Annotated in this window: 18 protein-coding genes and 1 pseudogene; 2 read left to right on the forward strand and 17 right to left on the reverse strand. The window is 63.7% G+C overall.

The features are described from left to right. Positions 1–5 precede the first annotated feature (5 nt). The 3 genes from RMR04_RS18795 to RMR04_RS18805 all read right to left on the reverse strand — a co-directional run bounded on the left by RMR04_RS18795 (position 6) and on the right by RMR04_RS18805 (position 3,500). Complete coding sequence (locus RMR04_RS18795) at positions 6–1,097, reverse strand: SAM-dependent methyltransferase (protein WP_311909849.1); 1,092 nt, start codon at positions 1,095–1,097, stop codon at positions 6–8. Positions 1,098–1,164: 67 nt separating this feature from the next. Then, positions 1,165–3,162: a glycosyl hydrolase family 28-related protein gene (locus tag RMR04_RS18800; protein ID WP_311909850.1), complete on the reverse strand. Its 1,998-nt coding sequence runs from the start codon at positions 3,160–3,162 to the stop codon at positions 1,165–1,167. Then, positions 3,162–3,500: a hypothetical protein gene (locus RMR04_RS18805; RefSeq protein WP_311909851.1), complete on the reverse strand. Its 339-nt coding sequence runs from the start codon at positions 3,498–3,500 to the stop codon at positions 3,162–3,164. The genes RMR04_RS18800 and RMR04_RS18805 overlap by 1 nt, the downstream gene beginning before the upstream one ends. 265 nt (positions 3,501–3,765) lie before the next feature. Here RMR04_RS18805 and RMR04_RS18810 point away from each other — a divergent pair, with 265 nt between their 5' ends. Continuing rightward, a complete protein-coding gene (locus RMR04_RS18810) occupies positions 3,766–3,960 on the forward strand; it encodes a hypothetical protein (protein WP_311909852.1) in 195 nt (64 codons plus the stop codon). Here RMR04_RS18810 and RMR04_RS18815 read toward each other — a convergent pair. From RMR04_RS18815 to RMR04_RS18880, 14 genes are all read right to left on the reverse strand, one after another. Further along, entirely contained in the window at positions 3,957–4,922 is a 966-nt protein-coding gene (locus RMR04_RS18815; protein ID WP_311909853.1) for an IS481 family transposase, read from the reverse strand. The two genes, RMR04_RS18810 and RMR04_RS18815, sit on opposite strands and share 4 nt — an antisense overlap. A gap of 188 nt (positions 4,923–5,110) precedes the next feature. Then, on the reverse strand, positions 5,111–6,571 hold the full coding sequence (locus RMR04_RS18820) for a hypothetical protein (protein ID WP_311909854.1): 1,461 nt from the start codon (positions 6,569–6,571) through the stop codon (positions 5,111–5,113). Between the two features lie 685 nt (positions 6,572–7,256). Next, positions 7,257–8,912 (reverse strand): hypothetical protein, encoded by a 1,656-nt coding sequence (locus RMR04_RS18825; RefSeq protein WP_311909855.1) that lies wholly within the window; start codon positions 8,910–8,912, stop codon positions 7,257–7,259. A 2-nt stretch (positions 8,913–8,914) separates the two neighbouring features. After that, positions 8,915–10,570: a hypothetical protein gene (locus tag RMR04_RS18830; protein ID WP_311909856.1), complete on the reverse strand. Its 1,656-nt coding sequence runs from the start codon at positions 10,568–10,570 to the stop codon at positions 8,915–8,917. A 1-nt stretch (position 10,571) separates the two neighbouring features. After that, positions 10,572–11,378 (reverse strand): hypothetical protein, encoded by an 807-nt coding sequence (locus RMR04_RS18835; RefSeq protein ID WP_311909857.1) that lies wholly within the window; start codon positions 11,376–11,378, stop codon positions 10,572–10,574. A gap of 9 nt (positions 11,379–11,387) precedes the next feature. Continuing rightward, a complete protein-coding gene (locus tag RMR04_RS18840) occupies positions 11,388–11,576 on the reverse strand; it encodes a hypothetical protein (RefSeq protein WP_311909858.1) in 189 nt (62 codons plus the stop codon). After that, entirely contained in the window at positions 11,573–11,959 is a 387-nt protein-coding gene (locus tag RMR04_RS18845) for a hypothetical protein (protein WP_311909859.1), read from the reverse strand. The genes RMR04_RS18840 and RMR04_RS18845 overlap by 4 nt, the downstream gene beginning before the upstream one ends. Continuing rightward, positions 11,956–12,816, reverse strand: a complete 861-nt coding sequence (locus RMR04_RS18850; RefSeq protein ID WP_311909860.1) for a hypothetical protein — start codon at positions 12,814–12,816, stop codon at positions 11,956–11,958. Before RMR04_RS18850 ends, RMR04_RS18845 begins: the two co-directional genes overlap by 4 nt. Next, on the reverse strand, positions 12,816–14,189 hold the full coding sequence (locus RMR04_RS18855; protein ID WP_311909861.1) for a hypothetical protein: 1,374 nt from the start codon (positions 14,187–14,189) through the stop codon (positions 12,816–12,818). Before RMR04_RS18855 ends, RMR04_RS18850 begins: the two co-directional genes overlap by 1 nt. After that, positions 14,189–14,563 carry a hypothetical protein gene (locus tag RMR04_RS18860; protein WP_311909862.1) on the reverse strand — a complete coding sequence of 125 codons (375 nt, stop codon included), beginning with the start codon at positions 14,561–14,563 and terminating at the stop codon, positions 14,189–14,191. The genes RMR04_RS18855 and RMR04_RS18860 overlap by 1 nt, the downstream gene beginning before the upstream one ends. 274 nt (positions 14,564–14,837) lie before the next feature. Then, on the reverse strand, positions 14,838–16,073 hold the full coding sequence (locus RMR04_RS18865; protein WP_311909863.1) for a P22 phage major capsid protein family protein: 1,236 nt from the start codon (positions 16,071–16,073) through the stop codon (positions 14,838–14,840). 18 nt (positions 16,074–16,091) lie between these two features. Further along, positions 16,092–16,949 (reverse strand): hypothetical protein, encoded by an 858-nt coding sequence (locus RMR04_RS18870; RefSeq protein ID WP_311909864.1) that lies wholly within the window; start codon positions 16,947–16,949, stop codon positions 16,092–16,094. Between the two features lie 1,135 nt (positions 16,950–18,084). Next, complete coding sequence (locus RMR04_RS18875) at positions 18,085–20,214, reverse strand: portal protein (protein ID WP_311909865.1); 2,130 nt, start codon at positions 20,212–20,214, stop codon at positions 18,085–18,087. 65 nt (positions 20,215–20,279) lie between these two features. After that, on the reverse strand, positions 20,280–21,845 hold the full coding sequence (locus tag RMR04_RS18880; RefSeq protein ID WP_311909866.1) for a terminase large subunit: 1,566 nt from the start codon (positions 21,843–21,845) through the stop codon (positions 20,280–20,282). A 63-nt stretch (positions 21,846–21,908) separates the two neighbouring features. Between RMR04_RS18880 and RMR04_RS18885 the strand changes: the two are divergent. Then, positions 21,909–22,852, forward strand: a pseudogene (locus tag RMR04_RS18885) (IS1595 family transposase). Positions 22,853–22,884: the final 32 nt, after the last annotated feature.

Genomic DNA, 22,884 nt, shown 5'->3' on the forward strand with positions numbered 1-22,884 from the left:
GCTGCCTAAGAGCCCACCTTACGAATGATGATGCCGAAGCATGTCGCAGGAAATCCGTCGACCAGCAGCTTCATGTGAGCCACGCTTTCGTTCCATTCCTCCGCCAGAGCGGCACTCATCTGGTGCGCATAGGGGGGAACGTCGATAAATCTATCCATAGGCTTATTGCCGACCGACAGGTCCAGCGGCGCACATTGATGACCGAGAGCCGTCAAGCGAGCATAGACCTGCTGAAAATGCTTCCGCAGGAATAGGACCGTGCCCCAGTTATCAATCGTCAGATCATCATGGGCGAAGTTGTATTCAGTCGTATGGATAGCCAAGCCCCCCGGTTTCAGAACATCAAGGGAGCGCTCGATAAAATTCAAGCCATTCTCGATCGTACCGAGATGTTCCAGGGCGCAGATCGACCAGCAAAAATCATAATCCCGAACATCGCTCGGAATATCATTCATATCGACATATCGCAGCCGAACCTTCTCATCAAAGGTCTTGCGATCGACTAGATGCGGATGGAAAGCGCTATCCGGTCCCTTGGTGTGTTGCGCAGTATTTGCCCATCCAGAAGCGCGCGCGTCGTCAGGCGCCAGATCGGTCACCAGGATGTCGACGCCTTTGGCCGCAAAATAGCTCGGCAATGCCTCTTCGCCGCAACCGAAGCCAACTCCTCGCTTGCCGGGAACCATCATTCCGTTCTCGTAGATAGCCTGCATCGCGTAGGCAAGCTCCCAGACCTTTCGGTGGAAGATCAGCCGCATTCCCAATTCATTGCACCAGTGCCGCGCCCAATCCGATTCCAGATCGGCCTGAGTGCTCGCCTTCGATTTCAGGCCTACGTGACGTGCACTCGTCTTCCCAGCCGGCAAACCTGCAGCCAAGCTCCTGGCCAGCTCGTAGCCCATGTTCTTGACGGAAAAACAGATGCCGGGAAGGTTGCGCACGATCTCAGATAGCGCATTGATATTGGGCTGCTCGTGAGGACCGATGAGTTGAACGGCTGCTTTCAGCCTGTCTTCAAACGAGATTTCGGGAAAGGGCGGCTTCTTTTTGGAAGTTGAGGCGGACATGACTACCCGGTCGTGGAGGATCGCCTGCAACGTAGCTCACTATAGTCGGAACTCCAATGCAACGATCAGAGCTTTTCGGCTATATGGAATCAGGACACTAGACGCCGATCAGACCGTGAGTGAAGAGTGCGGCATCAAGAGACCGCAGCCTCGCCTCGAGCGCCGCGATACGGTTGAGCGCGCTTTGCAGATCGGACTGCGTGTAGGCGGCGGACGCAGTGCCTGCCGCCGCAGCCGCGAGCACAGCCTTGCTGCCAGTGCCCGTCATCGCGGTCCAACCGGTATCGCGAGCGCCGACGACTTGAATGTTGTTGACGAAGTAAGCGCGCCCGGTCGGAAGTTTGAAGCCCAATGTGTCCAGACGGCCTTTCTCGACCGCTGCGTTGGACCGCCAAATATTTGCGTCAACGTCGTTATATTCGATCGTGATCGCGCCGCCGCCATTCACGACGTAATAGGGCGCGCCCGAATTGTCGATCACTGATCCGGATCGGAAGGAATTCGCCGTTCCCGTTGACAAAGTCCACTTGGCTTGAGCGCTCACGCCAGTGGCGTCGTTAATGATTTGATACTGCACGGCTCCCGCTATGGTGGTGCGGATAACGTCGGTTCCGAGGAACGATTTCGTCGCTACGCCTAGCCTGTTAATGCCACCGCCAAGCAGAATGCTTGAACCGGAGGCGTTGTTCTGCATTTCTCCCGTGACGCATCCAAAGCAATTGTTACCATCCGCGAACACGCGAACGGCTCCGCTCGCTACGGTAACTGCATAACTGTGATTTACCGTCGTGCCCCAATACGAACCGATATTGTTGCCGCTGATCAGGATATCGGACGCGACTGCGCCGATGGCAATGGCTGGCGCGGAACCGCTCCCGGCATTCGCGCCGCCGGCCAGGGTAACACCGACCACGGTAAGATTTTTGGCGTTGTAACTCAGGAGCACACCCTGGCCGCCGGAGATGCGCCCGCCATCAAACCGCCAACTGCTCGTATACGATGCGCCGGTGTCAGGGCTGACATCGATAACGGGCCCGCTCGCGGAAGACAGGCAGAACAGATCGCAATTGGTGAAATTGATCTGCCGCCCCGAGCTCGCGGAAATGACTTTTCTGGTCGTTCCGTCGACCTCCAGATCAAACGCGTAGAGGAACGACGGAAAATTAGCCGCAGATGCGGCGGTGTTCTTGATAACGAATGCGTCGCGCGCACCGATGATGCTGCTTCCGAAGATGCGCAGCGTGTGCGCCGCGCCGTCCCATTCGATGCCGTCCGCACCAGTCGTGCCGCATTGGAGCACCGAATTGATGATAGTCAGCACGTCGGATCGGCCAGACCCATCGCCGGGAGCTCTGAAGCGCAACGCAAACTGCCCGCTTTCTACAATATTCGCTTGGCAGAAATACGTCATAACGTTGTTTACAAAATTAAAATCGTACGGCTGATAGGCGTTATTTACCTGAACTCGATCGAGAAGGACGTTATTAGCCTTATACAGCTTGATCGTTGTTCCGCCGGTTTTGCCGGAGTGGTCGATCAGTCCCCTTCGGATAGTAATATTATACACGCCAGCGCTGCCAATGCTTGTCCCATCGACCGAGATGCAATCAAGCGCACCGTTGACGAACACCAGCTTCGTTAGCGCCGTTTCAAACTCAAGCGTGACACCGTGACCTGTGATATTCAGCGTTCCGGCGCAGCGATAGTACGGCTCAGAGCGCGGGAAATACACGATGCCGCCGGCCGAGAACGTTTGCGCGAAATCGATCGCCCTCTGGATCGCTGCCGTATCGTCAGCTGCACCATCGCCGACCGCCCCGAAATCCTTCACGCTGATCGAAAACTCCTTCAGCTTGGCGTCCATGGTGCGCGCGACCGCACCCGTGCCATTCTGAAGCCAGGTTCCCGATTTGGCATTCACCAGGATGCTCTGCTTGGTACGCAGCGGCGACATGACCTTCTCAGTATCGATCCCGGCTTCTGCCTCTCCCTGCGTGGCGTAGTCATCTTCCGCCAGCGGTGGCCCGACAAGGCCGGGGCGAAACCGCATTCTCAGCGACGATGGTCCGCGCGCGACGATGCTGACATCGGGCATCAGAAATTCCCCTCGGTAATGGTGACTGAACCGTCGAAGACCTGGATCGTCTTGCCGGTTGCGGTGTGGGTGATGCGGCAGCCATGCCGGTATTGACCGGCACAGAGGCGCATCGCTTCAGGCGGCTGAAAGGTGATGGTGTTTTCGCTGGAATCGACAGCCAGGCCATCGCCGCCGGTGAGCGACAGGACCGGACGGCGGTCGCGCTTCAGCTCATAGGCATAGGCGTAGTCAGCCCACGGGAAATCGGAGCCGTCCGCGAGCCTCCATTCGCAGGTGAATGCGAAGGTCTCGTCATCGGTAGCGGAAACATTGACCTGATAGGCAGCACCGGCCATGGCGGCTCCTCATGGAAAAAGCCGCCCGGTGAGGGCGGCTCGGGGTGGGCTTGGATCGGCTGAAACAGCCGGCGAATTGGCAAGATTTGATATGGACTTGGCGCCCAACGCTACGGCAGGATCGACATTTCTGACCGGCGGCCTAGCAACCTCCCGTGTCGAGGTACCTGATGGATTCCATGCAGGAGATCCTCGCGATCGACCAGCAGGCCCAGCAGCTTGGCGAGGTGGTGAATGATGGCGATACGCATGGGGTTCTGCCGAGATGAGATTTTTCGTCCTGCGCCGTCTGATCAGCCTGATCATCTGCCTGGCTCTGATCGCGGCGGGAGCATGGCTGTTTCGCCCTATCCTTGATGGCGGATGGCCGAGTGGACGCATGGCGCTCATTGCCGCCGGCATGATCGGAATAGGCGTCGCCTGGCTCTGGAGCGATTATATCGAGCGTGGCGACGGCTAGATGTGGAGCCTCAACAGGTTGTCCTCGTCGAGAGCGAGTCTGCTGATTGGGGTTTTGGCCTGGATACCGCCATGTGGTCGATGCCAATTGTAGTGGTGGAGCCAGCGCGGCAGCTCTTCGGTTCGTCGGTCTGAGTGGTCATAGGGCCTGGCATAGGCCCATTCGCGCAGAGCGGTCTGGATGAAGCGCTCGGCCTTGCCGTTGGTCTTGGGCGTGTAGGGCTTGGTCCTGATGTGTCGCAGGCCGAGATCGCGGCAGGCGTCGCGGAAAGCGAAGGCTTTGTAGCATGAGCCGTTGTCGGTCATGACGCGGGTGACGGTGACGCCGAGGCGTTCGTAATAGGCCACCGCCGCCCTGAGGAAGGCGACGGCACTGAGCGCCTTCTCGTCCGGCTTCATCTCGACGAAGGCGAGCCGCGAGGCATCGTCGATGCAGACATGGGCGAACTCCCAGCCGAGGCCTTCGCCGCGCCCGCGCCGGTTGCTCTGGCGGGTTCGGTCCCCGGTGATGCGGTGGCCGACACCGTCGATGCGGCCGAGCTTCTTGATGTCGATGTGGATCAACTCGCCGGGATGGGCGCGCTCGTAACGGCGCACCGGCTCGGCCGGCTCGAGGTCGCGCATCCGGCTCAATCGCGCCCGCCGCAGGATCCGGCTCACCGTCGCCGGCGAGACGCCGACCTGCCGGGCAATGGCCTGACCCCTCAGGCGCTGGCGCCGCAGCGCGATGATCTGCTCAATCTTGTCGTCAGGCGTCGGACGATGCAGACGGTGGGGCCGCGACGAGCGGTCGGCCAGACCCGCTACGCCCCCGGCGGCGAAACGTTCGATCCATTTATGGACGGTCTTCAGGCTGACGCCGACGCAGACCGCGATCTCGGCGGGCCTGCGCCCATCGGCCGCCATCCGCGTAATCCGCTCTCGACCCAGCCGCGTCAGACGGGCATTCTTGTGGATGTTCATCCGGTTCCTCCCCGAGGGATACTGAAGCTTCGCAACCTCAGCTTCCTCGCTCGGGACCGGATGGACAACCTATTGAGAGCTCACAGCTAGAGCAGTTTACGATCCGTTTGGATCGTTCAACAGCCCTAGCTCTTTGTTTTAACGCAGTGTCTTCACGCGAACCGGTCTCCACTTCGCTCGAAAACGCCCTAGGCCCCGCCCTCTCTCAAGACCCGCAGCAGCTGCTCTTCCAGGCTTTCGTCCGGCCGCACTGGGCGTGGCCGCAGCAAGGTTGAGGCGCCAAGGCCCAGGATCGCCTGAGAGCCAAGCATGCTGGCGGGCTCCATGGGGGCTGCGCCCTGCGCGTAGAGGGGGCTGCGTTGGCGGGTCGGCTCGTCGACTGCGTCGAGCTCCCGCTGCGACAGCGCATTCTGCCCCAGCCTTGCCAACGCGCCGCCGCCTGGCGCAGCCGAGCGAAGACCGTCCCCGCCGGCCAGCACATTGTTGAGGGTCCGCAGGCCGTTGCCCTGTCCGCGGTTCGGGGCGACCGTGACGACAAGCGGTCCGCTGCCCGTATCGGCAGGAGGCTCATCGCTCAGGACAGCGCCGGGAGGAGGTTCAGACGCCATGGGCGAGGCCTTCGCATCGTCTGAGCCAGCAAGAACCGCTCCGCCGGCAGCAACGCCGGCCACAGGTGCCGCGATCGAGTTGAACTGGACCGTCCGATTGAGCTTGGGATTGGCGTTGACGTGTTCACGGATGCGGGCGGCCGTCTTTGGCGCGACCGTCTTGAGGTAATTTGGATCAGCCATGTAGGCGCGGATGGCTTCAGCCATATACTCGCGCGGAATGTCATCGCCGGTATATTTCAAGTTCTGCGGCCGCATGAAGTTGCTCGCGCGCTCGCGCCCGGTGTTGAGCGCGTCGTAAAGCGGCGTCAGTTCTCGTGATAGGCCAGCAGTCGGTATTTCACTTGCCATCTGGTCAATGAGGTGTCCGACCTCATGAGCGGCGACCTTCGAAGATTGACCCGGCGTCAGCTTGCTTGAGATCGCTATTTCTTTTGGTGTTCCATCTGGTCTGAATACCGCCCTACCCACGTCACGTCCGAGGGCGGATTGCGGAAGAACACGAATGCCCTCGCCAGTTCCCGCCTTTGCGATTTCGTCCAGTGCTTCACCCGGTAGCGCCACGTCCCCTCCGCCACCTTCCGTTCGGCCCACGACATAGCGGGCGGTGATGGGGTCTCCGTCGATGGTGTGGGTGAGTTTTCCTCTTGCATCGGCGGGTGCTCCGGCGGGGTAATCGGCAGCGAAAGGCCGCGGCGGCTTGACCGGAGGATCGTACAGCGAAACGCTTCTGGACGCTAGGTTTTTCGCCCCTTTTCCAAGCACCGCGAGTGCCGGCGCGGCGCCCAGAACGGTTCCGAGCGTGTTCAGCGCAGCGCCTGTGTAATTCCCATCCTGGTAGTCCCGGTACGCCTCATTGGCGGAGAGCGGCGCAGCCAGCGGCGTCAGGTCGACAAGCGACATGCCGGTCTGCCCTAGCCCCGCCGAACCGAGCAGGCCCGAGACGAAGCGGCGGCGCACGGGCGAGGCCCGCTCGTTACCCATGAGCAGTTGGCCAAGCTGGTCACGCCAGCCCGGCTGGTAAGGACGAAGCTCAGCCATTATTCCGGTACTCCTTGGCCATCGCGGCTCCTCATAAAAAAGCCGCCTGGCCAGGGCGGCTTGGGGGAGGCTTGGATTGGTTGAAACAGCCGGGGAGTTGGCAGGGTCTGCCGTGGACTCCGTGCTCTACCTTGCGGCAGGACCGTAGGAGTTTCGCAGACTCGCAACGGAGTTATAGCCTTGCCCGAGAATCCCGAGGTGGTTGACCCCGACCTGAGATCCGCGCCACGCCTGATCGGCGAAATTCCGTGTGTGGGCATCAGCCCGTGAACTTCACACGACGCTCGGCCGCATGCTCGCCGCGAATGCAAAACCTGATGGCCAGGTCAACTGACATGGTAGGCTCCTAAGATGATCCGAGTAATAAAAACCGGGCTGCTGTTCGCCATCATCATCCCGCTCGCGTGGTTCGTGAGATGGGGCGACGCGCAATTGCCGCAGCGCGCTGAGGATGTGCTGACCGGCATCCCCATTGGAATCGCGATCTTGCTCGCCCTGAGCGCTTGGGATCGCCGGTCACAGCGGGGGGCTCTAGCGTGATTGTCCTTGTAGTCCTCGGCATTGCAACGATGGCGACCCTATACGGGGCGCTATACGGGCTGACCTTGATACTTCCCGAACGAGTCCAATGGATGCTGTTCGGCGGCGTCGGCGCATTGCTGCTCAGAGAGTTTTGGGAAAAGTACTATGGCTCCCGCAGGCGCGGCGACTGAGTTTGAGCCCCGCCTTCGATCATCGCTCGCAGCTGTCCCTCGATCGCAGCGCGGGCGGATGGCGACATGGCCTTGTTTCCGAAATAGGCCTGCGCCATCGGCGACATGATGATGCGGCCCGCCGCTGCCGGCCCCAGAGCAGCGATACCGGCCCATAATAGGTCCGTCATGCCCGTGCTGCCGCCAAGAAGCGCGCCGGCCTGGCCGAGGCTCAACCCACGCTGAGCGATGCCCGCATTGGGTAGGGGCGCCATGACCTGATTGCCGGCACGCGTCAGTTCCACAAAGTCGCCTTGGCCGCGAGCATAGGCCTCGCGGTTCTTGCCCGTCGCGGCCGCTTGCCGAAGGGCTTGAGGTGTGATCAGGCCGGCTGCCGCATTCTCGCCATTGCCGGCCGCCGCATCGGCAATGTCTTTGATGTTGCCGTGCTGGCGACGCGCGCTCTGCCATGCAGCAGCATCCTCCGGCGAGAGCGACCGGATCATGGAGTTGTCGAGGGCGTCCCGCATGCCCTTCAGGGCGCCGGCAAGGTGTTTGTTGCCTTCGTTTTGGGATGCGGTGGACAGCCAGGACCGGGTAGCCTGGTATTCTGCGCCCGGAAGCGTGCCGTTGCCGGCCTTGATACGGTCGACGAGATCGGTCGCGATAGTGCCGAGGATCTGCTTTTGCTGCGGTTCCAGCAGCCGATCGTAGCGCGTCAGAACATTGCCGAGGTCGGAGCCCAGCTGCCTGTCGGCCTGCATCGTGTTTCGCGCAGAGAGATCCGTGAACTCCTTGCCGATACGGTCGACGCTCGCCTGAATGTTCTCTGGCGTGGCGCGTCCGGATGCTCCAGCCTTCCGCATCGCTGCATCGGTAAAGGCTTCACCCTGCGCCTCCATGGCGCGGGTGGCTCTACCGCCAGCAAGAGGGGCATCCCCGAAGAAGCTCTCGCCATATTGCAAAGCCTTTGAGCCCGAGCGTTGTCCGGCTGTTAGCGGGACGCCTTCGCGGGTCAAGCTGTCAACGGCAGCCTGCCGTCCGGGCGGAGTGGCCATCGGCGTAAGCATCGTGTTGATGGTTGCCCCGACACCACGGGCTGCAACAGGGACGCCGCCGCCCACCAATGCGCCGGATCGTGCGCCCTCGCTCGCGCCTTGCAGCCGCTCCGGCGCGCCACCCTCTGCGTTTCCCGCCCCATGAATGGCTCCATATCCCCCGCCTTCCACAATCCCTGCGCCGATCAGCTCGGGAAGGGTCATGCCCGCCTTCATCAGCGTAAGGCCCGCCTTTGCGGCTCCGAGCCCTGTCCCCATGCCGCCTGCGATCTCTGCTGCGGTCGCGGTGATGGGATTGGCTTCCTTTGCGGCCTTGTCTCGCGCGCGGTATTCCTGAACGCCTTGATCATAGCCCTTAACGAAGCCGTCGCCCGTGAACAGGCCCTTGATGCCCTGTGTGAGCCCGTAGGACTCGTCAGAGAGGCCGAACGTCAGGCCCTTCACCGCAAATCGAGCGGCCGTATCAGCGGTGCTCGGCTTCGCAGCCTGCCCGGCGCTGAATTTCTGGAACCCGGCCATAGCCGTATTCTGATCGGGCGCCTCGATCTGATAGACCGAGCCGTCCGGGCTTTGGACTTCAAAAATTGCCATGGTTATTGCTTCTGCCTGATGCGGATGCCATCGCCGAGATCGTGCCAGCCTTCACCTGCCGCGATTGGAGCCTTCGCCCCTATCGCTTCGGCGCGCTTGGCGAGGTCGGCGAAACGATCCTGCGAGCCCAACTTGTCGGAGAACTCCAACTCATAATCGTCGAATGACCCTTTCGGGTTCGCCCGCTTCCATTCGCGCCAGCCCTTAGCTTTCTCGATATCGATCTGCGCGGTGCGCTTGGCGACCTCAATCAGGATTTGGTTGCCTCTCGGGTCATTCGCGAGGCTCAGTAGCGGCCCCACCAGGAACGCCCGATCAGCGTCCGAGAGGTTGTTAGCGGGGGATCCGCCCGCCCCGATCATGTCGGCGAGCATGCGACCAGAGATGGCCGAAAGAGCTTGAGCATCACCGACCGCTTTTGGGTTGAGCCCGATGGCCTCAAGGAATTTGTCATTGACACCCAATGACTTGCCGAGCGCCGCCAGGCTCATCCGGTTTGGCTGAAGGCGGCCCGTCTCGACATTTTTCATGAGCGCTTCGATCTGGCCTAGACGAAGCAGCTGTTTCGTCGCCGAACTCGCGGCGGCCATGGTCTCTCCGGCGCGCTTACCGGCGCTCTCACCAATCTTTTTTGCCTCTTCGGTTTCACCGTTGTCGGTGCTGCTTGTATTGCTCGCATCTGCCGGCCTGACCGGGTCGTCGCCGGGGAGGCTCGAGACAGGCCGGGGCTCGCCGGTCGGCGCGATTTGCCCCTGTGCGACTTGCGCACGCCCTTGCTGCTGAGAGCCACCCAGCCCCCCATTCACCGCGGACTGGATCATCTCGGCAGGATACCGAGCGCCGGCCGCGCCATGCTCCTGCGCGATCAGCGCCTGCAGAAAGGCCTGCGCCCGCTGCGGATCGGCCAGTTGCAGATCCTCATTCGGGGCAAGGCCCATGGCGCGCGCGATGTTGGCGGCGGCGGCGCTGTTGCCCGGCGTCCAGCCGTTCCGGCCCGCGATCAGCTCATCGGCTGTCCGCTTGCCGCCCTGGTATTTGCGCAGGGCCAGGCCATAAGCGGCGGACATGCCGGCCTCGGGCGAGTTGAACACGCTTTGCGGGTCGCCCTGGTCGGTATTTCGGGACGGCCCGAGGACGCCGGGAAAGGCCGTGTTGCCGGCATATTTGATATTGCCGGGATTGTTGTTACGCATGCCGGCCGGCAAAGCGGGGTTGCCATAGCCGAAGCCATTGCGCTGCTCCATCTCGGCTTGGAGGCGCTGCGCATCTGCTTCAGTCTCGGCCACTTGCACCGGGCGATTGAACGCGCGCTGCGCCGGGGCTGAGGGCGTTGACGGCGGAAACGCGGCCTGCGCTTCGTCCTCCGACGACGCGCCCGGCGCAATGAGATTGCTCGCCTCGGCGTCGCTTGCCTGCCCACGCGCCCTCGCCTTCTCACTGAGCGCCAGGATGCTCGCCGCGCCCCTGGCGTCGCCGCTCGCGAGCAGGCCCTGGGCGACCTTCAGATAGCCCTCGGGCGAACCGTCGAGCCTCTGCCCGATCTCGGCGAGGCTCTGGCGCTTGCGCGCCTGGTCATAGGCGTTGTTGTAGCTCTCCCCCAATTTCGAGAGCGGGGAGAAATCGACGACGGGAGGTCCGAGGTTCCAGGGTTGCGCCATCTCAAGCCACCTTCTTTGCGCCCATGGCGCTGCCGAACAGGGACGCCCCGAGATTGGCGAGCCCCATGCCGAAATTGAGCCGGTTCTGGGCCGCGGTCTGGCCCGCCATCAGCGCGCCGGTGCCGGCGCCGATGATGGTCTGGCCGAGCGTGCCGAGCGCGCCCGCATTCGAATTCGCATAGCCGGTGTAGATCCCGGCCTCCTGGCCGGCGGCGTTCGTGTAGACATTCGATTGGTCGCGGCCCTGCTGGGCATAGAGGTTGCCGAGACCCTGCTGGATGTTCGCCTGCTGGCCTGTCGCCTGCAGACCGGTGTTGGACAGGCCGTTGAGCCTGTCCTGCCAGCCGCCATAGTCCTGGTTGGCGAGGTTTGCGGCGCGATCGGTGATCGCCTGCATGGTGTTGCCGGAGCCGAGCGCGCCAAGCGCCGAGGCCTTGCGCGCGACCGCATCCGTTGCCTGGTCGACCTGATACTGGTAGCCGGGCGAGGCTTGGAACTGCGCGACCGCCGCCGCATTGCCCTCAGCGCCGTTCTGCCCGAGGCTGTTCTGATAGGTCGTCAGCGCGCTCTTGCCGGCCTCAGTCCAGGGGTCGAAGCGGTCGATCGCCGCCTGGTATTCGGGAACGGCGGCGCCATAGCCCTGGCCCAGCGCCGCCAGGCTCGATGTCCGCCCGGAATCGATCGCTGAGAGCGAGTTGTCGCGCCCCTCGGCAAGCGTGCCCTGCTGCTGGTTGTAATTGTTCTGGGCCTGGTCGGCCGCCCATATGCCCGCCAGTCGCCCGGCGCGGCCTGAAAAAACTGAAGCCATGAGAGCCTCCTATGATGTGGGGTTTGCCGGATCCGGCTTCGGATAGCGCGCTTTGACGGCCCGGCAGGCGTCGAGATAGGCGCGCAGCTTCGCACCGTCTCCGGCCTGCTGGTGGACCAGGGCGTCGGCAAGCTCGGTCAGGGCTGGGTAATCGGCGGCCCTGCGGGCGCGGTAATCGTCGCGATGCACGATCTTCACGCTGTCACCTCGAATATCTGCACCGTGAATGTTTTAGCGAGGTGACGGACGGACCGGACCTCGATTGCGTAGGTTCCCGGCAGCGGGAATTCGAGCTCGACGACCGGGTCGGTGACCGCATAGGACGTGCGCCCGATCATGACGGTTGCCGGCACCGGCACATCGCGCAGCGTCATGCCGTCGAGCCGGGCCGGATTGTCCTGCTTGGGCCGGGTCTCGCGCGTCTCGAGGTCGACATAGAAATCCGGGCCGCCGCCGCCGGCGATGATCCGCGCGCCGCCTTGCCTCTGCCGCTCGATCACGCCCAGCGCCATGCGGCCCCATTCCGTGACCGCCCCGGTTTCGTCATAACGCACGAAGGCGACAGCAGGCCCCACCGTCATCGTGCCAACTCCTGAACGAGGATGGCGACGCCGCCGACGCCCGCGCCGTTGCCGGAATGGACGATGTAGTCGTGATAGCCGCCGCCGGGACTGTCCTGGCAGAGAACCGTGGTCTGGAGGAATGAAATGCCGGCAGACGAGCCGGAGCCCGACGCTTCGAAATTCGTCGCCACGGAACCGATCAGGACACCGTCGCGCTCGACATAGACAGTGCCCGGCGATGCCGAGAGCGGGAAATAGGAGCCGGCCAACCCGTTAAACGAGGCGGTGATCGCCACCGTGGCGCCAGCCCGCACGGTGATTCCGACGCCGGTATAGATGCCGCCGCTGGCGGAGAAAGCGACCTGGCTGATGGCGTGGCTGGCGACCGCGACCGTCTCGACCGTGCCGGTGACGAGCAGGTTGCCGTTGATGACGACATCGCTGGTGATCTCCAGCAGATAGGATGCGCCGCCCCCGACCTGTTGAATGCCGGTCAGGATAAAACCGCCGGTGACGCCGTTGATCGTGCCCGTGACGGCATATTTGACGGCGATGCCGTCGATGGAGGCGCTGAGGATATCGAGTTCGGCCGTGTTGTTGCCGACCGTCGTCTCGAGCGTGGTGAGCTCGGCCGCCAGCGCGGAATCGCCTGCCGCGCGCGCGATGGCCTCCGTCGCAACGGCCGCATAAGCGCCGTCGACCTCGTCTGACACCAGGTTCAGCCGCGTGTTGGTGTTGGCGACGTTCGACTTCATCCAGGCTTGCAGCGCCTGCTCGTAATCGAGCAGCGCCTGCCTGGGGAAGCCCTGTTCATTGGTGCGCCGAACCGTCACCGGCATGATAGCGGGCACGGTCAACGGGTCGAAATCGGCCATCAGGCGGCCCTCGCATCGAGACGATCGGCTGTCGCGCCGAGGAACGAGAAATCGTCCGCCCCCTCCCAGCGGAAGCGGACGATGAGGCCGGCCTGCGTCGAAAGCCCAAGATTGGCGACGCTCACCGGCCATTTGTCGGCGTCAGCAAGCGAGCGCTGAAGCTCGCTGCTCCAGCTCTTGCCGCCATCATGCGACCAGGAGACATAGACCGTGATCTGGGCCTCAGTGAAATCGGCGGAGAGCCTGGCCGCGACACGGGCCGGGAAGTCCTTCAGCGGCCCTGACTGAATGAGGCCACCGAGGGCCGCCCCGTTCTCCGTCAGCGTGGTCGAGAGCGTCAGAAGATCGCCAGACAGCGTGTCGCCGAACAGCCATTGCTCATTGCTGTAAATCGACCGCGTCGCGCGCCAGCGGGCGGCCCCGGTGCTCAGGCGCTCATGCCAGGAGCACTCGACCGTGTCGTAGATCCAGCTCCCGCTATCGCTGGACACGGCGACGAACTGCCGCCCCTGCCAGGCGAAGACATCGACCGCGACGGTCGCGACGGTCGAGGCCGCGATGAAGCGGTCGACGTCAGGGGTGGAGATTGTCGCCGTCTCATAGCCCGACAGCGCCTTGACCGTCCTGTCCGAGGCGACGAAATAAATCGGGCCGTTCCAGGTCTCCTGAAACCCGGCCATCGCCATGGTGGTCAGGATGCCGACAGGAGGCACGGTTGCCGCCCTTTGCAGCGGGAATGGCGAGGTTCCGACATTCTGATAGGGCTCGATGGTGGAGCCGCCGAAGCCATAGGCCAGCGAGCCCTGAACCGCGACCCTGCGCAAACCATCCGAGCGGCTTTCTGCGGTGGTGAAGCTCAGCGCGTTGATCTGCGTCGCATTGAGTTCCGAGGCGAAAAGCCTGCCATCGGGGATGGAGAACAGGAAATAGCCGCCCAGAAAATCGACGCTGTTCACCGTCGCCGGCAGGTCCGCATCGGGATAGGCGGCAACCGTCGTCGCGCTCAGGAGATAGGCGCCGCCGCCCTCGCGCACCGCGACGATATCGGGCGTCGAGACGCCATCGGTCACCTTGTTGTTGCGCGCCAGCGTGACGCCGTCGGGGCCCGGAATCGAGCCCGTCAGCGTCGTGACAGCGCCGTCAGCGGCAACCGTAACGACAGAGCCGGTGAACACGACATAGGTGACGCCGTTGACATCGAGCAGGCCGCGGATGCCGGCCTTCCCCGTCGCCACGCGCCGGCTCAGCCCCGCGACACGGCGCACATAGGAGCGATCCCCCTCTTGAACCGGATAGCAATTGACATAGCGGCCCTCGCCCTCGCCCGGCCGAACGCCCGGCGTCGAGGATTTCGGGAAAGGAAGCGGCGGCATCAGAGAATGCTCCCATGGCGGCGGCGGCGCAAAAGCGCGCTGTCGATGCGCAGCGTCCGGCCGGTTCCGCCGCCGATGCGCTGGATCGTGCGCAGCTCATCCTCCGCCATCTGCTTGGCTGCGAGGTCGCGCGGCCGGCCGAATTTCGGGCCGCAGATTTGCGCGAGATAGGCCACGAGCGCGTCGAAGACCTCGTCGTCGATCTCCTCGGCATCGGGGATGTAGATGACGTTGCGCTTGGCAAGCGCCGCCAGCGCCGGGTCGATGCGCTGCTCGACGAAGGCGGTGTCCTCAGCGCTGGGCACCTGCCCCGAGGCCAGCGAGAACAGCTCGCCCAGCACCTCGCGAACGAGATCGGCTTTGGTCTGGCTCATGGTTTGTCTCGCGAAATGAAAAGGGGCGGCCTGGGGTCGCAAGCGCGTCATGGTCGGGCTCGGGAAACCCTTCTCCCCTCGCGGGAGAAGGTGGCTCGGCGAAGCCGAGACGGATGAGGGGGCGCTGTGAGCTCTCCGCCTGGCCGAACACGATGCTAACCGGACAGGGCACGGCGCCCCCTCATCCGGCGCTGCGCGCCACCTTCTCCCGCCAGGGGAGAAGGGAAAAGGGCGGCCCGAAGACCGCCCCTCCTATTGTCGGCCGTCAGCCCGCTTAGCTGCCCGAGAGCCGGACCGCGAGGCGCGGATCGACCGTCTTGACGCCGTAGAGGATGTCGAGACGCCAGGCAGATTTGTCGTTGGTGCCGTCATAGACCGGGATCACGCGCGCATTGATGTTCTTGTAGGTCTCGCGCGAGACATCGACGGCGCCCGGCGGCTTCACCAGCGGCACCACGACCAGGGCGAACGCATTCTTGTGGAAGACGAGATTCTGGGCGTAACCGGTTCCCGCAGCGCCGAAAAATGTCATCGCCGCATTGTCCGCAGGCACGGCTGAGACCGTCTGGAAGGCGCCAGACGTGATGATCGGCGGCGAGATCGTCAGCGTCGCGTTGCCCGCGGCATCCGAGGCGGCGTCCGCCTTGACGACAAACATCTTCAGATGCGGTAGGGTCGCCTTGGTCACCGGGTTGACGTCGAAGACACCGGCGATGGTGAAGACGTCGCCGGCCTTGACGCGGGCGGCGACTGCCGCCGTCCAGCCATCCGTGACCAGCGACTGGCTGCCGATATCCTTGACCGCAGCGTATGTCACGCCCTGCGCCGCGCCATTGACCAGCGGCGTACCGCCGAGCGGGCCGACAATATGCGTCGGCACGTTTTGCGACATATAGGTGTCGATGCCGCCGATCTCGCCGATACGGCCCTTGCGATAGGCGCCCTGCGCGACATTCTGCATGTAGAGCGCCGTTTGCGAGCCGGCCATCGCCCAGTAATCGGTCGGGCTCAGCACGCCGGAGCGCATGTCCTGCGGCACCGCGCCGAGATCCATCCGCGTCGGCGCCTTGGCGAAGTCGGCAAAGGCATCCACGGTCTGGCCGGGCGTGCCGACCCAGTTGGGAACGTTCTTGTATTCCGCCATCACATCGAGATCGATCTGGTTGGCGAGCTGGACCATTGCCGGCTTGATGACGCGCTCGGCGAGCTCGTCGATGTTCAGCGTCAGCTCCTTCGAGGTGAAGGCGAAATCGACGCCCTTCTGCTTGTCGACAGTGATCGTGGTCCGCCCCTCCGTGACGTCCTGGCTCGCCATCACGGCGCCATCACGCACGGTGAAGTCGGTCGGCTTGCGGATGGTGATGGTGTCGCCGGCCGAGTAGCCGTTCACCTTCTTGTCGAACTCGTCCTCATAGCCGCGATAGACCATGCCGGCCATGACGAGCTCGTTTTCGAGAATGCGCACCGCCGTTTTGGCGACGATGGAGGGGGTCAGCGTGGTGTTTGCCATGTTGTCTGTTCCTGAAAGTTAAGCCCGGTCGCCGTATTGCCGCTTGAGATACGCCTCCATGCGGGCCTCCTGGCTCGATGGGCTGGCGCCGCCTTTGGGAGCGGTTACGGGCGGTGGGGCTCTGGTTGCGGTGGTGGACTTGGCCAGGGACAGGCGAGCCTCGATCTTGCCGATTTCACGGGCGGCGCCGAGCGGCGACAATCCGTTGAGGCGGCGCAGATCAGCGGGATTCCTGGCGAAGTGGTATTGCAGCAAGGCCCCCTTCTCGCTTTCGAGAATGAGCTGCCCGACGACAGGCGAGACGGGATGCGTCCTGTCAGTCGTCTTGCCGACGACATCGCGGAAATCGGGGATCACCTTGACCGCATCAGCGACGCGATCGTTGAAATCCTCGACAAGATCGCTCATCCGCTCGGCGGAGTGCGAGGCGACCTGGCTTGCCAGCGCCTTCACCTCACGGGTAACGATCCTGCGTTCCGCCTCATAGGCGGTCATGGCCCGCTCGTAGGCGAACCAATCACCCCTGAACGCATCTTCGCTGGGCGGGTCGCCGATTTCCCTGCGCACAAGGCCGTCGATCGCCGCGCCGTCGTCGACCACCGGGGTGCGACTGCGCAGAAGCTCGACCTCGTTGCGAAGCGCATCGCGCTCCCGTTTCAGCCGTTCGACGCCGGAGCGGCGCTTCTTCGGCTTGTCCTGCTCTTCCTCTTCGCCAGCGCCGTCAGCCTGCTGGCCTTCAGCGCCGTCATGCTCGTCAGTCCCTGTTTCGGACGTCTCCGCGGCTTTCGCCGCAGCGCCGTCCTCAGACTGTTCTCCGTCGGCTGGCGCGCTTGCGCTCGCCTGCCCGTTGGTCAGGTCGTCATCCCAATCGTTCATGGTGCATCCAAAGAAAAAGCCGCCCGGAAAGGCGGCTTGCTCATCATCGCGGCCTGCGCCTCATGCGCTGGCCTGGCGTGAAGTCGTGTTTGGTCGGCGTTCGGGCTTGCGCCTCAGGGGCGAAGGCCCGCGCCTCAGCGGTTGCCCCCCGAGCCCTCATCCTGAGGAGCCGCGAAGTGGCGTCCCGAAGGATGCTCCAGGAGGCTCCGGTGCGAGCTGGAGCATCCTTCGAGACGCGCCTACGGCGCTCCTCAGGATGAGGGCTCACATGCCCAAGCCGGCTCTCATGCCAACGGGATTTCGATCTGGCTTGAACCGTCATTGCGAGGAGCGTGAGCGACGAAGCAATCCAGGAGGGCTCGCGCAGACCTCTGGATTGCTTCGCTGCGCTCGCAATGACGGCAGAGACTAACGCCAGCGCTCAGCGCTGAAGGCCGTCAGAATCGACGGCCAAGCCTTGCGTATCAGCCGAGAAGACCTGCGCTTCGTAGAGAAGCCGGAGACGTGGTGGGACAACAAGCTCACGACCGGCCCGTTGCTGGCATTGCGGCAATTCCTCTAAGAGACTCTGCGGTTTGGAGAAGCAATCATGTCTGCGGGTGGCACGGATCAATCAGGCACGAGAAGCTTCGCCGTTGCCGCCGCGTTAAGCTGCCTTTTTGCCATGCTGCTCGGCTCGGGAGGTGGCTTCGGCACCGCCATAGGCTTCGGCGCTGTCGGGCTTGTAATGCCAATACTCTCGACAGCTCTCCTCACCATAGTGCTTCTGGCAGGAGAGCCTTGGGGAGTAGTCGATAACCACTTCCTCCCCCGCGCAATCCTCGTGGTGATTGGTATAGCGACCATTTTTGGGGCAGTGGCACTACTGTGGCGGAGCCGGCGCGAAGCTGCTTGATTCCTTTTGCCCAATAGAGAAGCCGCCCGGAGAGGCGGCTTGCTCATCATCGCGGTCTGCGCTTCATGCGTCGGCTTGGCGTGTAGTCCTGTTTAGTGTCCCGACCATCTGCACGCTGTCATCCCGGGCGTAGCGAAGCGGAGACCCGGGATCCATTCCTGAGCCTAACCAGGCAGCGCTCCGGCATGGATCCCGGATCGGCGCGGCTTCGCCGCTTGTCCGGGATGACGGCGCGGGGGGTCAAAACCCGTCAGGATCGGCGGCGAAAGCCCGCGGGTCGTCGTGCGGGCTCGCATCGTCTTGCGTTTCCGCCCTATCGGCCCCCCCATTACCGCCGCCGCGCCCGAGCGCGCCGATCTGCGCCAAGGCGAGAGCTCGCCTCGCCTCGATCAGCGCGATCTCCGCCTCGGCCCTGCGCGCGGCGTTTTCGGCCTCCCGCGCCGCGATCGCCCGGGCGTTCTCCGCGTCAGCGAGATCGCTCTGCGCCCTGGCGAGGTCGATCCGGCGCTGCTGTTCTTCGGTCGCGATCTGCGACTGGGTTTTGGCGCCGTCCATCTGGATGCGCGCGCCCTGCGCTTGCGCCTGCTGCTGCGCCGCGATCGCTTCCGGCGAGGGCTGCGGCGGCGGTGGCTGTGGCGGCGGCGCGCCCGATCCTTGAGCCTCCATCTGCTGGATGGCGGGCGGCAGGCCCAGTTTCAGGCGCTTGGCGATCTGGTCCTTCATCGGCCAGTCCTGCGCCTGGACATAGAGGTCGCCGATCAATCCAAAGGTGCTGGGCACAGACTGGACGAGGGTGGCCATGCCGTCCTTGGCCTCCTCGCGCTTGGTCGAGTAGGACGGCCCCTGCTCGATCACCACGTCATAGGCGCCCACAGACAGGTCGTTGAGCTTCTGGGCGGTCGCCGCCTCACCATCATCGCCCTCGCCGCCGACGACCATGCCGACAGCCTGGTTGACGCGCAGCGGCGTCATCCTGCCGTCCTCGCCGACGATGCGGATGGTGCGTTCGGTGTCGTAGATATGCGGGATCAGGTCGAGCAGGATCACGCCGGTGTGGCGCACCGCGCGGGCGAAATTATCGAGATAGACGAAGGTGCCGACATCGCCCTCGCGCTGACGGGCGAGGATCGCCCTGCCGCTCTTCTCGTTCGAGGCCTCGCCGAGCCCGGCCTGGTGGATGCCGATCACCGCCATCATGTTCTCGGCTGCAAGCTGAAGCCCTTCCGAGACGCCCTGCGACGACACCGGCGGCTGCACGCGCTGCGGCGCAGCATTGCCGTTCGACGGATCAGGCGTGTAGCGCAGATAGGGCCTGGACTCGGTGTTGGCATTCTCCCATTCGTCTTCGTACTCCTCGAAATTCCGCTCGGTGCCGAGCCAGGGCGCCTTGGGCTGGAGCGCGATGACCTCGGCCTGTTTCGAGGCGAAATAGTTGAACATGCGCTGCGGATCGCGGGCAAAGCGCACGATGCCGTGGCGGATGACGCGCGGGCCGATCCGGATCTCCTCGCCGAGCAAGGGCACGATCGGGATATAGCGGCCGGGCCAGATCGCAGGCTTTTCCAGGATATGGCCTTGCGTGATCAGGCAGCGATAGATTTTGAAGCTGTCGCGCTGATCGATGCGGGCGCCTTGCTGCCTGAGCTCGGCCAGTTCCTCCGCCAGCGCCTCGGTGACGTCGCGGATCGTGCCGTCAGCGGTCAGGGCAAGCGTGATCCGCGCCGGCTTCTTGTAGAAATACTCGGCGACGCGCACCGTGCTGGTGGTGACCCAGCCCTCGAAATGCCCTTCGCTCTCCCGGCTGAAATCGGTGACCGGCGCGTCCGGGTATTTCTCCTTGTAGGCATCGATCGCGATATCGACGGGCACGAAGCACCACATCGCATCCTTGCGGGTGAGATCGACCGCATCGGGATCCCAGACCACGCAGACACCATCCTGCACGAGCTGGATGCCGATCTCCTGGTTGAAGGTGGTCTGCGAGGCATATTCGGTGATGACGCGCCAATGGCCGATGCCGCTATTGACCTGGCTGTCGGCGGCGGAAAAATAGGTACCGGGCGCATCGCAGCGGTTCTCGATATAGCGGATGATGCCGGCTCGGAGCTCGGCCGCCGCCTCATCGCCACCATCGTCGACCGGGACGACCTTGATCGAGGGCCGGCCCTGGCGAATATCGCCCGTGACCTGGCGCACGAATTGCGGGATGCGGTTGATCGTCAGGCACGGGGCCTGGTCGGCCTCGCGCTGGGCGATCGCCTCCTTCGGCCACTGGTCTCCGGCGCGGAAGCGCAGATCCTCATAGGCCTGGTTGATGTTCTCGCGCTCGGCCTCGTAGCCAGCCGACCAGCGCCTGGCCGCCTGGGCCAACAGGTCCTCGGTCGCAGACGCAGGAGCGTTCGCGTTATCATCGTCTTGAGCGATCATTTCAAATCCTATCCGCCCATCCAGGCGCCGCGTCCGCGCGGGTTTCGCGGGCGACGCTCCTTGGGTTGCCGATCCCTGACAGGCTCGGCGAAGGTCAATGCGATGGCGTCCCAGTCATCGGGCGATCTGATCCCGCGCGCTCGCATATGCTCCTTGCTTTCCAGGAGCAGGCGCTGGTTCGCGTCGTAATGGTAGGACGGGCCGCAGGCATCGGCCTGGAGCCCGTCCTGGTCCGGGATGTCGGCGCCGCCGGGCTCGTCGAGCCAGTCGCGCGAGCGCTTCCACATCTCGGCCCGGCGATTGCGCGGGCCCGGCTTCTTCGTGCCATCCGGCAGCAATTCGACCGGCTCTTGCGGCTCGGAGCCGAAATTCACCGGCACGACAATCTCGTCATAGGGCGCGCCCCAGGATTGCAGGATGTCGACGACGCCAGCGCCGACGCCGCCGACATCGACAAACACCCTTGCCGGCTTGTCGGCGTCGATCACCTGCCTGATCCAGTTCGCGCCCGCCACCACATCGATCTTCGCCTTGCTTTCGGTCTTGCTGACCTTGCGGCCCCGGCGCCAGGCCAGCGCAAAGCGGTCATCGCCGAAGCGCGCCGGGTCGGCGCCGATGACCAGCGGCCCGATGCCCTCGCAACTTGCCTTGCGAGCCCGCAGCACAGCCTCGGATCTGATGAAGCTGTCATGGCCGGTGAGCTGGAAGGCTTCAGCCGCGGTTGCCGGATATTCCTGCTTGAACAGCAACTCGTCCTTCAATTCGGCGATCTTGGCGCGGCGCCAGGCCATCTGCTCCAGCGTCAGGCCGTAGGCGCCGGCATAAGCCTGCTCGTCCGCGTCGAGCGTAAAACCGTCCGGAACCGGCCGGCGATACTCGTCCTGCCAGAACCAGGGGATGAAGATCGCCTCGTAGTCGCCGATGCCGGCCTCGGCCTGCTGCCAGCGCGCATGAAACTCGCCGCCGACGCCGTTTGCCGTGCTTTCCAGCACGATCTCGGTTCCCGGCAGATCGGGAATGGCCTGGACCACGCCGGCGAAATGCGTCGCCGCATTGGGCCAGAACGCGACCTCCGAGCCATGGAAGAGCTGCACCGTCTGCGAACGCCCGACTGCCCTCGCCCCAGCCGTGCCGACGGCATAGCCACTCTCCAGCCTCGCGAAGGAAAGCTCCCTCGCATTGGCCGCGCCGGTCTGCGGCTTCAGAAGCCGCGGGCAGTGCTGGTGGTAGCGCTCCACCATGCCGAACAGGTTGTTCGTCGCCTCGCGCTCATGCGTCAGGATGAACACCCGCATTCCCCGCGCGTGACTGGCGCGCCAGTAATAGCGCCCGCCGATATAGGTCGAGATGCCCTGCTGGCGGCCCTTGAGCACGAGCGCGCGGACCTTGCCGGTGCGCGCCCTCTGCGCCTCGAGGCGGCCATGCAGATAAAGCTGCGCCTGGTTGAGCTGGAGCGGCGCGATCGCGCCGGTCTTGGTCCGGATCCGCAGCGCCTTTTGCGCGTAGTGCTCGAACTCAGCCCGCAGCCTCCGGCGGATCGCCCTCTCCTTCGGGCTCATTGTCTCGGGGTTCATTTCTCAATTATATACTTAGCAAAGCAGACCATAGGCCTATGCTCCTAATCACAGGAGCAAGCCATGTCTGCCACACTCGACAACCCCATTTTCGCCGACGTCGGTAAGGCCCGCGAGCAGCTTGAGGCTCAGCGTTGGCCTAATGGCGCGACGTGCCCGCATTGCGGAAATGCCGATCCTGCGCGAATCGCTGCGCTCAAGGGCAAGGCTCATCGCGCGGGCGTCTATCAGTGCAATGAATGCCGCGAGCAGTTCACCGTAACGGTCGGCACGGTGTTCGAGCACTCTAAAATCCCGCTCAACAAGTGGCTGCTCGCTGTCCATCTCATGACATCGAGCAAGAAGGGCATCAGTGCCCATCAGATCCACCGTATGCTCGGCGTCACCTACAAGACTGCGTGGTTCATGTGCCATCGCATTCGCGAAGCCATGCGCGACGAGAACCCCGAGCCCATGGGCGGCGAAGGCCAGATCGTTGAAGCCGACGAAACCGACTTCGGCGACAAGGAGACGATCACTAAGCGCACCAAGAAGGGCAAGGCGTCCCACTCCAGCAAGCGCTTGGTCGTTGCCCTGGTCGAGCGCGGCGGGCGCGTCCGTTCCTTCCAAGTCGATCATGCGACCGCTGAGAGCGTCCGCGAGATCGTTGTCACCAACGTGCGCCGCACATCAGTGCTGCATACCGACGAGAGCAAGCTCTACACCAAGACCGGCACCGAGTTCGCCAGCCATGAGACCGTCAAGCACTCAGCCAACGAGTACGTTCGCGGCGTGGTCCACACCAACACCATTGAAGGCGTGTTCTCTGTCTTCAAGCGCGGCATGAAGGGCATCTATCACACTGCGCTGAGAAGCACCTGCACCGCTACCTTGCTGAGTTCGACTTTCGCTACAATAACCGCACCAAGCTGGGCGTGAGCGACGTTGAACGCCGCGACAACGCCTTGAAGGGCATCGACGGCAAGCGCCTCACCTATCGGCGGATTAACGAAACCGCTTACGCTTAGGCAGAAGGCGAGGCGATTCGTCCGTCGCCGCA

Origin of the sequence: Bosea sp. 685, assembly GCF_031884435.1 — a bacterium.
GTDB lineage: Bacteria > Pseudomonadota > Alphaproteobacteria > Rhizobiales > Beijerinckiaceae > Allobosea.